This is a genomic window from Streptomyces zaomyceticus (assembly GCF_014656215.1).
Taxonomy (GTDB): Bacteria; Actinomycetota; Actinomycetes; order Streptomycetales; family Streptomycetaceae; genus Streptomyces; species Streptomyces zaomyceticus.
Window position 1 is genome coordinate 215,557 of the sequence record NZ_BNBZ01000003.1, and the last position, 14,775, is coordinate 230,331.

Genomic DNA, 14,775 nt, shown 5'->3' on the forward strand with positions numbered 1-14,775 from the left:
ATCTGTCGTACTTATAGGTGGGCCCTGTGGACAACGGGGCCCGCCTTTTCGCGTCGCGTACGAGACTGAGTGCGTGATCCGACATGACGCTCTCGACCGTCTTCCCGTCCGCCATGCCGTCCCCGAGCTGCTGGCAGCGCTCGACCGGCGCGGTACGGCCGTGCTGTCCGCGCCGCCGGGCACGGGCAAGACGACGCTGGTGCCGCTCGCGCTCGCGGGACTCGTGGGGGACGGCCGGCGGCGGCGGGTCCTGGTGGCCGAGCCCCGCCGCATGGCGGTGCGGGCGGCGGCCCGGCGGATGGCGTGGCTGCTCGGCGAGGAGGTCGGCGGCACGGTCGGCTTCTCGGTGCGCGGCGAGCGGCGGACCGGACCCTCGACGCGGGTCGAGGTGGTGACCACGGGCATCCTGCTCCAGCGGCTCCAGCGCGACCCCGAGCTGGCGGGCGTGGACGTGGTCCTGCTCGACGAGTGCCATGAGCGGCACCTGGACGCCGACACGGCGATGGCGTTCCTGGTGGACGTACGGGCCACCCTGCGGCCGGAGCTGGAGCTGATCGCCGCGTCGGCGACGAGCGACGCGGCGGCCTGGGCGGATCTCCTCACCGCCCTGGACGATGACGGGCCCGCGCCGGTGGTGCGCAGCGAGGGCGAGGGGCACGGCTGCCGGGTCTTCTTCGCGGCGCCGCCCCCGGGCGTCCGGCCCGCGCACGGCACCTGGGTGGACCCCGCGCTGCTCCGGCACGTCGCCGCGACGGTCCGGCTCGCGATGGAGCGCCACGACGGGGACGTCCTCTGCTTCCTTCCGGGCACGGGGGAGATCGCGCGGACCGCCGGGATGCTGGGCGACGTCGACGCCGAGGTGCTCCAGCTGCACGGGCGGGCGCCCGCGGCGGTACAGGACGCGGTGCTGCGCGGTACCCAGCCCGGTGGGCGGCGCAGGGTGGTGCTCGCGACCTCGGTGGCGGAGTCCAGCCTGACGGTGCCGGGGGTGCGGATCGTCGTGGACTCGGGTCTCGCCCGTGAGCCGCGCACCGACCACGCCCGCGGCCTCGGCTCGCTGGCGACGGTGACGGTCTCCGAGGCCACGGCGACCCAGCGCCTCGGCCGCGCCGGCCGTGAGGCCCCGGGAACCGTCTACCGCTGCTGGGCGGAGGCGAACGACGGGGGCAGGCCCCGCTTCCCGTCCCCGGAGATCAAGGTCGCCGATCTGGCGGACTTCGCTCTGCGGGCCGCCTGCTGGGGCGACCCGACGGCGGAGGGGCTCGCGCTGCTCGACGCGCCGCCCGCCGGGGCGATGACGGCGGCCCGCTCGGTCCTCGGGTCGATCGGAGCGGTGGACGCGGCCGGCCGGGCCACCGAACGCGGGGTGCGGATGTCCCGGCTCGGGCTCCATCCCCGGCTCGGTCGCGCCCTCCTGGACGGTGCGGTGGAGGTGGGGGCGCGGCGGGCCGCGGAGGTGGTGGCGCTGCTCAGCGAGGAGCCGCCGCGCGACTACGGGGACGATCTGGCGGCGGCCTGGCGCGCCGCCAGGCGGGGGTCCGACGGGTACGGGGCCCGCTGGAAGGCGGAGGCACGGCGCCTGGAGCGGTCGGCTGCCGAGGCGGGGAGCGGGGGCGCGCCGGAAGCGGGGGGCGCCCCCGGAGACGCCGGCACCCCCGCCGTCCGAGGAACCGCCGCGACCCCCGCGACCCCTGTGACCGGTGAGGACGCGGTGGCCGGTCTCGTGACGGCGCTGGCCTTCCCCGAGCGGGTGGCGAGGGCCCGGGAGCAGGGGGGCTATCTGATGGTGTCGGGGAGCGGGGCCCGGCTCGCCGAGGGTTCCGGGCTGCGTGCCGCCCCGTGGCTGGCCGTCGCGGTGGCGGACCGTACGGCGCGGGACGCCACGGCTCGGGTGCGGCTGGCCGCGGTGGTGGACGAGGAGATGGCGCGGCGGGCGGCCGGGCATCTGCGGTCCACCGGCGAGGAGGTCCGGTGGGAGGACGGGGACGTGGTCGCGCGCTCGGTGGACCGGCTCGGCGCGGTCGAGCTGACGGTCCGGCCGCTCGGGGCGAAGGCGGAGCCCGCACTGGTACGGGAGGCGCTGCTCGACGGTCTGCGGCGCGAGGGGCCGGGGCTGCTGCGGTGGAGCCGGGAGGCCGGGGAGCTGCGCGAGCGGCTGGCGTTCCTGCACCGGGAGGTGGGGGACCCGTGGCCGGACGTGGCGGACGGGGCGCTGGTCGACCGGGCCGGGGAGTGGCTGGAGCCGGAGCTGTCCCGGGCGGCGCGCCGGGCCGACCTGGGGCGGATCTCCGCCGGTGAGGCGCTGCGGCGGCTGTTGCCCTGGGCCTCGGGCGAGGCGGGGCGGCTGGGGGAGCTGGCTCCCGAGCGGATCGAGGTGCCGAGCGGGTCACGGATCCGGGTCGAGTACGGGGGTGGGCGGCCGGTGCTCTCGGTGAAGCTCCAGGAGATGTTCGGTCTGGCCGAGACGCCGCGGGTGGCGGGTGTCCCGGTGCTCGTCCATCTCCTCTCCCCCGCCGGGCGGCCGGCGGCGGTGACCGCCGACCTGGCGTCGTTCTGGCGGGACGGCTACCGGTCGGTGCGGGCGGAGCTGCGGGGCCGCTATCCGAAGCACCCGTGGCCGGAGGACCCGTCGGCGGCGGAGCCGACCCGGTTCACGAGTGCGCGGCTCAGACGGGAGGGGTGACCGGGGTGACGGCCGGTCGCGGCCCGGGACGGCGGGAGCGGGCCTCCAGCCAGAGCGCGAGGGCCAGGAGGAGGAGCGCCGCGAAGGTGAGGCTCCACGGGAGGTAGGAGACGAGGAGGAGGACCGTCAGACGGTTGGCGGCGACCATCTCGCCGACGCTCTCGATGTAGTCCTCGCGCATCTTCACGTGTCCTTCGAAGACGGTGAGGGTGTCCCGGCCCATCAGCGCCTTGGCGTTGCGGAGCTCCTCCTTGTGGATCTCCTCGCCGTTGACGGGGGCGCCGGTGACCGGCTCGATCCAGAACATCCGCTTGGTCGTGTACCAGCGGGTGAGGCCGGAGTCGGCGAGGAGCTTCGGGGTGATGCCCTTGACCGGCATGGTCTTCGGCATGGGGACCTTGGTCCAGGGGACGGTCTGCTCGAAGTAGTAGACCTCCATGCCGCGGAAGGTGCGGGTGCCCTTGTAGTGGATGGGGGCCGAGGTGCGGGTCTGGGCGTCGAAGTACCGGTAGTCGCGCTTCTCGGTGAGGAAGGGCCACTTGAACTCGATGCCCTCGCGCCGGACCGGGTCGCCGTCGACGGACTCACCGGTGGCGTGCACGGGGTCCTGGGTGTGGGCGTCGAAGATGTACCGCTCGGGGATCTGGGAGACCATCTTGCCGTCGGGGCCCGTGACGTGGGCGAGGGCGTCCCAGACGACGACATCGCGTCCGGCGTCGCGTTCGATGCGACGCGACTCCTCGACGTTGCCCTTGAGGGTCTGGATGATCGTGATCTTCTCGACCTTCTCCGCCTTGAGCGTGGAGTAGTTGAGGAGGGTGGCGGGCTTCGCCTCCAGGACGGTCTCCTGGTACTGGTTCGGCGGGATCTTCGCCAGGCGGGGGAAGGCGTACCAGCGCAGGGTCGGGGCCATCGCGGCGCAGAAGACGGCGAGGGCGAGCAGGACGAGGCTGGCTCGGCGGCGCACGGTCGCCCCCTACTTCTTGGGGCCGGGATCGGCGGTCAGGAGCGGCTTGGGCGAGGTGGGTCCGTCGGGCGGCAGATCGACCACGGAGACGAGGAGGACGAAGAGGAGGACTGGGGCGAGTCCGATGGCGGCGGCGACGAGGGCGCGCATGGTCGGCCTCCCGGGATGCGATCTGATAGGTCGTCAGGGCGGGGGCACCGTAGCAACGCGACCGCGAGATGAGAACACGTTGCACCGTGGGCGTCCCCGCGTCCGGGAAACGCGGAGCGCCGCCCCGCCGCCCGGTGGGGGCGGAGGAGCGGCGCGGAGGGACGCGGCGCGAGGGCGCGGGCGGGTCAGGCCGAGGGCGAGGGGGAGGCCTCGGGCGATCCGGTGCCGGAGGGCGACGGATCCGACGTCGGGGTCGGGGTCGGCGTCGCGGCGGGCGCGGTGACCGTCAGCTTGATCTCCGTGCTGACGCCGCCGCGTGCGGTCAGGATCAGCACGTACTCGCCGGCCTTGTCGCCCGCGAGGAGCTCGGGCAGCGAGATCAGGCCGTTGGCGTCGGTCTTCAGGACGAGCGTGCGGACGGTGTCGCCCGCCGCGTTCTTGAAGTACGGCCCCTCCGTGCTCTCCTCGGTGGCCGTGGCGGAGACGACGACCTTGGCCTCGACGAGCACGCCGGCGGCGACCGCGCCCTTGAGGGTGGCCTTCGCCTGCACCGGCTGGGTGAAGGCGGTCCCGGTGGTGGCCGACAGCGGGTCGCCGGCGACCCGGGCGAGGGCGTCCGCCTGCCGTTCGGTGACGGTCGCGGTGAACTCGGCGGCCTTCGCGCTGTTGCCCACGACGACGGCCCTGACGGTGAACGCACCGATCTTCTCGCCGGCCCGCAGCGCCGGGGCGGCGGCGATACCGGCCGATCCGCTGGTGACGGTGACGGTCGTCGCACCGCCGGCGAAGCGGGCGTCGGTGGTGCCGGTGATCTCGAAGCGGACGGTCACCCCGGCGACCGGCGCGCCCGAGGCGTCGAGCGCCGCGACCGTCGGCGCCTTGGCGAAGACGCTCTCGGTGGTCGCGGTCAGCTGCCCCGTGGAGACGGTCGTGAGCCGGTCGACCCTGACGGCCGGCGGGACGGTGGGCGGCTTCGTCGGCGGAGTGACCGGGGGCTTGGTCGGCGTGGTCGGCTTCGTCGGCGGCGGCGTGACCTTCGAGGGCTCGCCCGGCCGCGTCGGCTTCGGCTTCGGGGCGCCCGTGTCGGAGGGCTTCGGGTCGGGAGACGTCGGGAGGGGCGAGAACGGCGGCGTGGGACGGTTGCCCCGGCCGCGGTCGTCGCTGCGGTCGACCGGGAACACTCCCGTGCCGTCCGGGACCTGGTGGGTGCCGCGCTTGTAGTACTCGAACCAGGACGTGACCGTGTTCAGGTACTCCCGCGAGCGGTTGTAGCTGAGGATCGCCCGGTCGAGGTCGGCCTTGAGCGCGAGGTTGCGGTCGTTGGCGCAGAGGTAGAGACCGGCGGCCTGCGCGGCGTCGTAGATGTTGTTCGGGTCCCGCTTCCCGTCGCTGTTCGCGTCCTGGCCCCAGGTGGCCCAGGTGGACGGGATGAACTGCATCGGGCCGACGGCGCGGTCGTGCGTGGAGTCGCCGTCGTAGGCGCCGCGGTCGGTGTCGGAGATGTTGGCGAAGCCGACACCGTTGAGGACGGGCCCGAGGATCGGCGAGAGGGTCCTGCCGTTGGCGTCGACCTTGCCGCCGCGCGCCTGGCCCGACTCGACCTTGCCGATGCCCGCGAGCAGCTGCCAGGGCAGGTTGCAGCCGGGGTCGGTCGAGCGTATGGACTGCTCGGCGCGCTTGTAGGCGGAGAGCACGGACGCGGGTATGCCGGCCTCGGCGGGGCCGGTGATCACCGGCAGGTTGATGCTCGTGCCGGGCTTGTTCGGCGTGTTCAGCGGCGGCAGGACCGTGTAGTACGGCGAATCGCCGGTGGCGGAGCCGTCGCCGGACGGCGGCGCGGTGTCTCCCGCGCCGATGGCCCGGTCACCGCCGGCGTTGTCGGCGGGCGGCGGGATCATCTCCGGCGCCTGTGAGGCGGCGAGTGCGGCGACCGCCGCCGCCATCACCGCACCGCTGGTGGCCCCCTTGCGCAGCCTGCGGCCCAAGTGCGCTGACATCTCCGTGGTCCCTTCCCCCTCGACGGAGGTCCCGCGCTCCCCGCGCGAGACCTCCGGCGACCCTATGCCAACTCCGGTCCGCCGGGCACCGGCGCCTGACCGTGTTTCACGGTTTCGCCACCTCTCGGCCGCTTACGGAACTCGTCGCCGACGCCGCCGGGGCGGGATGGCGGAAGCCCCCGAACGGCAGCGGGACGGAAGGCCGGGAGCGTCCGAACGGCGGTCGGGCGGGGTGCCGGGAGTCTCCGAACGGCCGCCGGGCGGGAACCGGGCGGAGGGTCGGACCCCTCTTGCACTGCGGCCGACGACGTACTCCGGCCGCCACCACCTGAACCTGGGGGAAGTCCCGTTGCCGTTCACCCTGAGCCATGCCGCCGCCGTGCTGCCCGGACTGCGCCGGGACGGGACCGCGCGCGGACCACTCGTCGCGTCCGCCCTCGTCGCGGGCTCGTTCGCGCCCGACATGACCTATTTCGCCGCCACGGCGTTCCCCGGTGCGATGGTCCTCGGGGACGTCACCCACTCCCCCGTGGGAATCGTCACGGCCGACATCGGGATCGCCGCCGTGCTGGTGGCCCTGTGGCTGACCGTTCGCGAACCGCTCGTGGCGCTGCTGCCCGCCCGTTGGCGCGGGCCGGTGTACGGGCTGCTCCGGGGCCGCGTCCGGAGCGGGCGGCATCCGGCCGTGCTCGCGGGGTGGTTCGCCCTCTCCGCGGTCCTCGGCGCGACGACCCATGTGGTGTGGGACTCGTTCACCCACCTCGACCGCTGGGGGACCCGGGCGGTCCCGTTCCTCGGTGACGTGGTGGCCGGGTTCCCCGTCTATCTCTACGCGCAGTACGGGGGTTCGGCGCTGGCCCTCGGGCTCCTCGTGCTGTTCACCGCGCGGGCGCTGCGCGCCGCGGGCCCGGGGGTGGAGCTGCCGGCCCGGGTGCGGGTCCCGGGGCGGCGCGGCCGGCTGCTGGCGGCCGGTCTGATCGGTGGCTGTGTCCTCGCCGGGATCGCCCACCGGGTGCTGCGCTGGGCCGCGTACTGGGGCTGGGGCAGGATCGAGACGCCCCTGGACGTCATTCCGACGGCCTGCTTCGGGGCCGGCGCGGGGCTCGCCGTCGGCCTCGTGCTGTACGGGACGGGGGTACGGCTGCTGGGGACGCCGCCCGCGCCGGGGCAGGACGCCCCGGCCACCCCTGCCCCGCCGGCGGAGGCGCCGGACCGGGCCGCTTCGACGGAACGCTCCCGTCAGGGATCTCGCTGATCCGCTCCGCTCCCGCGGGCCGGACGCGCGCCGACGTGCCCGGGCCACGGCCCTCGGGACCCGCTCGCCCACCGGCCCCGCCGCCGGTCCACCCCGGACACGCCTCCGTGCCGGGTCCCGCACCGTGCGGTGCGGGACCCGGCACGGAGGTCCGGGTGGGTCAGTGCGCCGCGGAGTCCCAGTCGTGGCCGACACCGACGGAGACGTCGAGGGGGGCACGGAGGTCGGCCGCCGCCGACATCTGCTCGCGGACCAGGGCCTCGACCCGCTCGCGCTCGCCGGGGGCGAGTTCGAGCACGATTTCGTCGTGGACCTGGAGCAGCATCCGGGAGGAGAGACCCGCCTCGGTCAGCGCCCGGTCGACGCCCAGCATCGCGACCTTCACGATGTCGGCGGCGGTGCCCTGGATCGGGGCGTTGAGCGCCATCCGCTCGGCGGCCTCGCGGCGCTGGCGGTTGTCGCTGTTGAGGTCGGGCAGGTAGCGGCGGCGGCCCAGCATCGTCTCGGTGTATCCGGTGGCGCGGGCCTCGTCGACGACCCGGCGCAGATAGTCCCGCACCCCGCCGAAGCGCTCGAAGTAGGTGTCCATCAGGCCGCGGGCCTCGCCCGGGTCGATGTTCAGCTGCTGCGAGAGGCCGAAGGCGGACAGACCGTAGGCCAGGCCGTACGACATGGCCTTGATCTTGCGGCGCATCTCGGCGTCGACGGCGGACCGCTCGACCGAGAAGACCTGGGAGGCGACGGTGGTGTGGAGGTCCTCGCCGGAGGTGAAGGCCTCGATGAGGCCCTCGTCCTCGGAGAGGTGGGCCATGACGCGGAGCTCGATCTGGCTGTAGTCGGCGGTCATGAGGGCCTCGAAGCCCTCGCCGACGACGAAGCCGTGCCGGATGGCGCGTCCCTCGTCCGTCCGTACCGGCACGTTCTGCAGGTTGGGCTCGGTGGAGGAGAGGCGCCCGGTGGCGGCCACCGTCTGGCTGAAGGTGGTGTGGATGCGCCCGTCGGCGGCGATCGTCTTGATCAGCCCTTCGACGGTGGAGCGCAGCCGGGCCTGCTCGCGGTGCCGGAGCATGATCACGGGCAGGTCGTGCTCGGTCTGGCCGGCCAGCCAGGCGAGCGCGTCGGCGTCGGTGGTGTACCCGGTCTTGGTCTTCTTGGTCTTCGGCAGGTTCAGCTCGCCGAAGAAGACCTCCTGGAGCTGCTTGGGCGAGCCGAGGTTGAACTCGTGGCCGACGGAGGAGTGCGCCTCCTTCACGGCCTGCTGCACCGCGCCGGCGAACTGCTGCTCCATGGCCTCCAGGTGATCGCGGTCGGCGGCGATGCCGTGCCGCTCCAGGCGGGCGAGGAGGGCGGAGGTGGGCAGCTCCACGTCGTGGAGGAGCTCACGGGCGCCGACCTCGCCGAGCTTCTCCTCGAAGGCCGCGGCCAGGTCGAGGACGGCCCGCGCCTGGGTCATGAGGGCTTCGGCCTCGGCGGTGTCGTCGGCGCCGAAGGCGAGCTGGCCGTCGGCGGCGGCCGCGGGGGCGAGCTCGCGGTGGAGGTACTCGACGGAGAGCGCGTCGAGCGCGAAGGAGCGCCGGCCGGGCTTGACGAGGTAGGCGGCGAGGGCGGTGTCCATGGTGACGCCCGCGATGCTCCAGCCGTGCTCGGGGAAGACCCGCATGGCGCCCTTGGCGTTGTGCATGGCCTTCGGCCGCTCGGGGTCGGCGATCCAGGCGGCCCAGGCCCGCTCGTCGGCCTCGTCGAGCGCGCTCGGCTCGAACCAGGCGGCGGCGCCTCCGGCGGCGGCGAGGGCGATCTCGCCGACGTTCCCCGTGCCGAGGGCCCAGCTGTCGACGGTGGCGATGCCGAGGGGCTCGGTGCCGTGCTCGGCGAGCCAGGGGGCGAGCTCTCCGGCGCCGAGGACGGTGCCGTCGATCTCGACGCCCGCCTCCGGGGCCGGGGCGGTGTCCTCGGCGGAGCCCGGGTCGACGGCGAGGAGCCGCTCGCGCAGCGAGGGGTTGCGGATCTCCAGGGTGTCGAGGACGAGGGCGACCGCCCCGCGGTCGTACGGCTCGCGGGCGAGGTCCGTGACGCCCTTCGGCAGCTCGACGTCCGTGACCATCGCGGTCAGCCGGCGGTTGAGCTTGACCGACTCCAGGTGGTCGCGGAAGTTCTGGCCGGCCTTGCCCTTGACCTCCTCGGCGCGCTCGACGAGCTCGTCGAAGGAGCCGAACTGGTTGATCCACTTGGCGGCGGTCTTCTCGCCGACGCCGGGGATGCCGGGCAGGTTGTCCGACGGGTCGCCGCGCAGGGCCGCGAAGTCGGGGTACTGCGAGGGCGTGAGGCCGTACTTCTCCTGGACCTTCTCCGGGGTGAAGCGGGTGAGCTCGGAGACGCCCTTGGTCGGGTAGAGCACGGTGGTGTGCTCGGAGACCAGCTGGAACGAGTCCCGGTCGCCGGTGACGATCAGGACCTCGAAGCCGGCGGCCTCGGCCTGGGTGGCGAGGGTCGCGATGACGTCGTCGGCCTCGAAGCCGTCGACGGCGAACCGCGGCGCGTTCATCGCGTCGAGGAGCTCGCCGATCAGCTCGACCTGCCCCTTGAACTCGTCGGGGGTCTTGGAGCGGTTCGCCTTGTACTCGGGGAACTCCTCGGACCGCCAGGTCTTGCGGGAGACGTCGAAGGCGACCGCGAAGTGCGTGGGGGCCTCGTCGCGGAGCGTGTTCGCCAGCATCGAGGCGAATCCGTAGATCGCGTTCGTCGGCTGCCCGGTCGCGGTGGTGAAGTTCTCCGCGGGCAGCGCGAAGAACGCCCGGTACGCGAGGGAGTGCCCGTCCATGAGGAGCAGGCGGGGACGGGTGTCTGCGGGGTTCTTCGATGCTGTCTCGGCCACATGACGATCCTGCCACGGACGACTGACATTCCCTCCCACCGTTCCGGTCGGCACCGGCGGGGTCCCGCCCTGTCACCGCCGCGTGACAGGATCGGAGACGTACGCCTCAGGATTACCGCTCAAGGGAGAGCGCGATGGTCAGCAAGCCGCCGGTCGGCGACCCGGTCCAGGACGCACCGCAGGTCACGCCGCCGCAGCACGCCGCCGCCGGGCTGCCCGCCATCGGGCACACCCTGCGGATCGCCCAGGAACAGATGGGTCTGCGGCGCACCGCGCGGACCCTCCTCAAGGTCAACCAGAAGGGCGGCTTCGACTGCCCCGGCTGCGCCTGGCCCGAGGAGGACAAGCGCCATGTGGCGGAGTTCTGCGAGAACGGGGCGAAGGCGGTCGCCGAGGAGGCGACGCTGCGCCGGGTGACCCCGGAGTTCTTCGCCGCGCACCCGGTGGCGGACCTCGCGACCCGCAGCGGGTACTGGCTGGGCCAGCAGGGCCGGATCACCGAGCCGATGCTGCTGTCCGAGGGCGGCGACCGGTACGAGCCGGTGACCTGGGAGCGGGCCTTCGCGATCGTCGCGGAGGAGCTCCGGGCGCTCGGCTCCCCCGACGAGGCGCTCTTCTACACCTCGGGGCGGACGAGCAACGAGGCCGCGTTCCTGCTCCAGCTCTTCGCCCGCGAGTTCGGCACGAACAACCTGCCGGACTGTTCCAACATGTGCCACGAGTCCTCGGGGTCGGCGCTGACGGAGACCATCGGCATCGGCAAGGGCAGCGTCTCGCTGGAGGACCTGCACCGGGCGGACCTGATCATCGTGGCCGGGCAGAACCCCGGCACGAACCACCCCCGCATGCTGTCGGCCCTGGAGAAGGCCAAGGCGGGCGGCGCGCGGATCATCTCGGTCAATCCCCTGCCCGAGGCGGGCCTGGAGCGGTTCAAGAACCCGCAGACCCCCCAGGGCATGCTCAGGGGTGCCGCGCTCAACGACCTCTTCCTCCAGATCCGCATCGGCGGCGACCAGGCCCTCTTCCGGCTGCTCAACAAGCTGATACTGGAGACGGCCGGGGCGGTCGACGAGGAGTTCGTACGCGAACACACCCATGGGTACGAGGAGTTCGTGGCGGCGGCCGGGGAGGCCGACTGGGACGAGACACTCGCCGCGACCGGTCTCGGGCGTGCCGAGATCGAGCGGACCCTGGAGATGGTGCTCGCCTCGGAGCGGACCGTCGTGTGCTGGGCGATGGGCCTCACCCAGCACAAGCACTCCGTGCCGACCATCCGCGAGGTGGTCAACTTCCTGCTGCTGCGCGGCAACATCGGCCGGCCGGGTGCCGGGGTGTGCCCGGTGCGCGGTCATTCGAACGTGCAGGGCGACCGCACCATGGGGATCTTCGAGCGCCCGGCGCCGGCCTTCCTCGACGCCCTGGACAAGGAGTTCGGGATCGTCTCCCCGCGCCACCACGGCTTCGACGTGGTCCGTTCGATCCAGGCGCTGCGCGACGGCGAGGCGAAGGTGTTCTTCGCGATGGGCGGCAACTTCGTGGGGGCGACGCCGGACACGGAGGTGACGGAGGCGGCGATGCGCCGGGCCCGGCTCACCGTCCACGTCTCGACGAAGCTGAACCGCTCGCACGCGGTCACGGGCACGCGCGCGCTGATCCTGCCCACGCTGGGGCGCACCGACAAGGACGTGCAGCGGAGCGGCAAGCAGTTCGTGACGGTGGAGGACTCGATGAGTCTGGTGCACGCCTCGCGCGGCAATCTGCCGCCCGCGAGCCCGCACCTGCTGTCCGAGCCGGCGATCGTGGCGCGGCTGGCCCGTGCCACCCTGGGCGCCGAATCGGCCACGCCCTGGGAGGAGTTCGAGGCCGACTACGCCACGATCCGGGACCGGATCGCGCGCGTGGTGCCCGGTTTCGAGGACTTCAACGCGCGTCTCGCGGCCGACTCGGGCGGCTTCCGGCTGCCGCACGGTCCGCGCGACGAGCGCCGCTTCCCGACGAGGACGGGGAAGGCGAACTTCACGGCGGCACCGGTCGAATACCCGAGGGTGCCGGAGGGGCGGCTGCTGCTCCAGACGCTGCGCTCGCACGACCAGTACAACACCACGATCTACGGCCTGGACGACCGCTACCGGGGCATCAAGGGGGGCCGCCGGGTCGTCCTGGTCCATCCCGAGGACGCGGCGGCGCTCGGCTTCGCCGACGGGTCGTACGCGGACCTGGTGAGCGAGTGGACGGACGGCAGCGAGCGGCGGGCGCCCGGCTTCCGGGTGGTGCACTATCCGACGTCGCGGGGGTGTGCGGCGGCCTACTACCCGGAGACGAACGTGCTCGTCCCCCTGGAGTCGACGGCGGACGTCAGCAACACCCCCGCGAGCAAGTCCGTGATCGTCCGTCTGGAAGAATCCGCCTCCGCCTAAGCGTTTGCTCAGGCAGCTCAGGAAGACCAGCCGTACGAAGACGTACGAAACGAACGGAGCCGGGCATGGGTGAGCAGCAGCACGTGAAGTTCCCGCAGGAGGTCCTCGACGAGTACGCGGCGCTGGGTGTCGACCTCCCGGCGCTCTTCTCGGCCGGGCACCTCGGCAACCGGATGGGGGTCCAGATCCTGGAGGCCTCCGCCGAGCGGGTCGTCGGCACCATGCCGGTGGAGGGCAACACCCAGCCGTACGGTCTGCTGCACGGGGGCGCCTCGGCGGTGCTGGCCGAGACGCTGGGCTCCATCGGTTCGATGCTGCACGGCGGGGTGTCGAAGATCGCGGTGGGTGTCGATCTGAACTGCACCCACCACCGCGGGGTGCGCAGCGGTCTGGTGACCGGTGTGGCGACGCCGGTGCACCGCGGGCGGTCGACCGCCACGTACGAGATCGTGATCACCGACGAGCAGGACAAGCGGGTCTGCTCGGCGCGGCTGACCTGTCTGCTGCGTGAGGTCACCGCGAAGGACGCGTCCAGCATTCCGGACACCTCGAACGGCTGAGCGGTGACATACGAGGCCTGACCAGCGACGCACGACCATGGGGCGGCACCTACGGGTGCCGCCCCTTCGGCGTTCCGGGCCCGCCCCGGGCGCCCGTTTCCGTCACGCTGTGTCACATACACAAGGGTCGGCGAAAGCTGAAGCGGAGGGGCCGGTTCGTCCGCTCAGCTTTCTGCCGTTGTCCGATATCCGGAGAGTCCGCTGAGCGGACCGTCAGTACCAAGAATCGCTCAAGCCCCTTAGCGGAACTGCGCGTTCTCACTATGTGAACACCGCATTACAGACCCTATTGTCCCGGTATTCCCAGCCGACGCGCACACTCTTTCCCCGTCGGCATAACAAGACAGTCACATCCTGACCTCGGCGCTCCCCGACCCTCCCCACCTGCGCTTAGAGTCACCGCCAGTCACCGCGCCGCCGGGCGCGTTCTACTGCACGGCCTTGTACCAACCCCAGTACGGCCCGGCGTTCCAAAACGGCACCCCTCGCTCCGCAGCTTCACGGCACCGCCTCATCCGAGGGGGCCGCGCCAGGGAAAGGACCCTTCGTGCGAAACCGTTCGATGCTCATACTCACCACCGCGGTCACCGCGGGAGCACTCACCCTCACCGCCTGTGGTTCGCGCGACGACAAGGGCGGCGCCGCCGAGAACGGTGACGGCGGCAACGTCACCGTGACCATCGGTCTCGACGCGCCCCTCACGGGTGAGCTGTCCGCCCTCGGCCTCGGCATCAAGAACTCCGCCGACCTCGCGGTCAAGACGGCCAACGAGAAGTCCTACGTCAAGGGCGTGACCTTCAAGCTGGAGTCCCTGGACGACCAGGCCCAGCCCTCCGCCGGCCAGCAGAACGCCACCAAGTTCGTCGCCGACAAGTCCGTCCTCGGCGTCGTCGGCCCGCTGAACTCCTCCGTCGCCGAGTCGATGCAGAAGGTCTTCGACGACGCCAAGCTGGTGCAGGTCTCCCCGGCCAACACCAACCCCGCGCTGAGCCAGGGCATCAACTGGAGCACCGGCGACAAGAAGCGCACCTACAAGTCGTACTTCCGCACGGCCACCACGGACGCCATCCAGGGCCCGTTCGCCGCGCAGTACGTCTTCAACGAGGCCAAGAAGACCAAGGCCTTCATCATCGACGACAAGAAGACCTACGGCGCCGGCCTCGCGGGCACCTTCAAGGGCGAGTTCGAGAAGCTCGGCGGCAAGGTCCTCGGCACCGAGCACATCAACCCGGACACCAAGGACTTCTCCGCGGTCGCGACCAAGGTGAAGAGCTCCGGCGCCGACGTCGTCTACTACGGTGGCGAGTACCCGGCCGCCGGCCCGCTGGCCAAGCAGATCAAGGAAGCCGGCGCGAAGGTCGTCGTCGTCGGCGGCGACGCGATCTACAGCCCCGAGTACGTGAAGCTCGGTGGCGCGGCCGCGACCAACGGTGACATCGCCACCTCGGTCGGCGCGCCGATCGAGTCCCTCGACTCCGCCAAGGAGTTCCTGGCCAACTACAAGGCCAAGGGCTACAAGGAGGCCTACGAGGCCTACGGCGGCTACGCCTACGACTCCACCTGGGCGATCATCGAGGCGGTCAAGAAGGCCGCCGAGGGCAACGGTGGCAAGGCCCCCGAGCGCGCCAAGGTCGTCGAGGCCATGCAGTCCGTCTCCTTCGAGGGCGTGACCGGCAAGGTCTCCTTCGACGAGTTCGGTGACACCACCAACAAGCAGCTGACGGTCTACAAGGTCGAGGGCGGCGCGTTCAAGCCGGTCAAGTCCGACACCTTCGGCGGCTGATCAACAGCCCGCTCCGCAGCACCACTCAGCACCACTCAGCACCACTCAGCACCACTTTCACCGCGCGGGGGGCCGCACCAGGCTCCCCGCG

At 72.5% G+C, this 14,775-nt stretch carries 9 protein-coding genes; 5 read left to right on the forward strand and 4 right to left on the reverse strand.

The annotated features are described in order from the left end of the window. The first annotated feature begins 73 nt into the window (after positions 1-73). Positions 74-2,683, forward strand: coding sequence for an ATP-dependent helicase HrpB (hrpB, locus tag IE311_RS06085; RefSeq protein WP_189830524.1), 2,610 nt, complete (start codon positions 74-76; stop codon positions 2,681-2,683). Here the strand turns inward: hrpB and IE311_RS06090 are convergent. From IE311_RS06090 to IE311_RS06100, 3 genes are all read right to left on the reverse strand, one after another. Beyond that, positions 2,667-3,650, reverse strand: a complete 984-nt coding sequence (locus IE311_RS06090; RefSeq protein WP_189830525.1) for a DUF3068 domain-containing protein — start codon at positions 3,648-3,650, stop codon at positions 2,667-2,669. The genes hrpB and IE311_RS06090 overlap by 17 nt on opposite strands. Before the next feature lie 9 nt (positions 3,651-3,659). Next, positions 3,660-3,800, reverse strand: coding sequence for an SPW_0924 family protein (locus IE311_RS06095; protein ID WP_106975990.1), 141 nt, complete (start codon positions 3,798-3,800; stop codon positions 3,660-3,662). 185 nt (positions 3,801-3,985) lie between these two features. Further along, a complete protein-coding gene (locus IE311_RS06100) occupies positions 3,986-5,797 on the reverse strand; it encodes a lytic transglycosylase domain-containing protein (protein WP_189830526.1) in 1,812 nt (603 codons plus the stop codon). Between the two features lie 349 nt (positions 5,798-6,146). Between IE311_RS06100 and IE311_RS06105 the strand changes: the two genes are divergently transcribed. Beyond that, the gene (locus IE311_RS06105) at positions 6,147-7,052 is read left to right on the forward strand and encodes a DUF4184 family protein (RefSeq protein ID WP_189830527.1); all 906 of its coding nucleotides are present in this window, start codon (positions 6,147-6,149) and stop codon (positions 7,050-7,052) included. A gap of 160 nt (positions 7,053-7,212) precedes the next feature. Here IE311_RS06105 and polA read toward each other — a convergent pair whose 3' ends face one another. Beyond that, positions 7,213-9,924 carry a DNA polymerase I gene (polA, locus tag IE311_RS06110; protein WP_189830528.1) on the reverse strand — a complete coding sequence of 904 codons (2,712 nt, stop codon included), beginning with the start codon at positions 9,922-9,924 and terminating at the stop codon, positions 7,213-7,215. Between the two features lie 134 nt (positions 9,925-10,058). On the opposite strand from polA, the gene IE311_RS06115 reads away from it, so the two are divergent. From IE311_RS06115 to IE311_RS06125, 3 genes are all read left to right on the forward strand, one after another. Then, a complete protein-coding gene (locus tag IE311_RS06115; protein WP_189830529.1) occupies positions 10,059-12,341 on the forward strand; it encodes an FdhF/YdeP family oxidoreductase in 2,283 nt (760 codons plus the stop codon). 65 nt (positions 12,342-12,406) lie between these two features. Continuing rightward, entirely contained in the window at positions 12,407-12,901 is a 495-nt protein-coding gene (locus IE311_RS06120) for a PaaI family thioesterase (RefSeq protein ID WP_189830530.1), read from the forward strand. A 562-nt stretch (positions 12,902-13,463) separates the two neighbouring features. After that, positions 13,464-14,684 carry a branched-chain amino acid ABC transporter substrate-binding protein gene (locus tag IE311_RS06125; RefSeq protein WP_373313767.1) on the forward strand — a complete coding sequence of 407 codons (1,221 nt, stop codon included), beginning with the start codon at positions 13,464-13,466 and terminating at the stop codon, positions 14,682-14,684. The last annotated feature ends 91 nt before the right edge of the window (positions 14,685-14,775 follow it).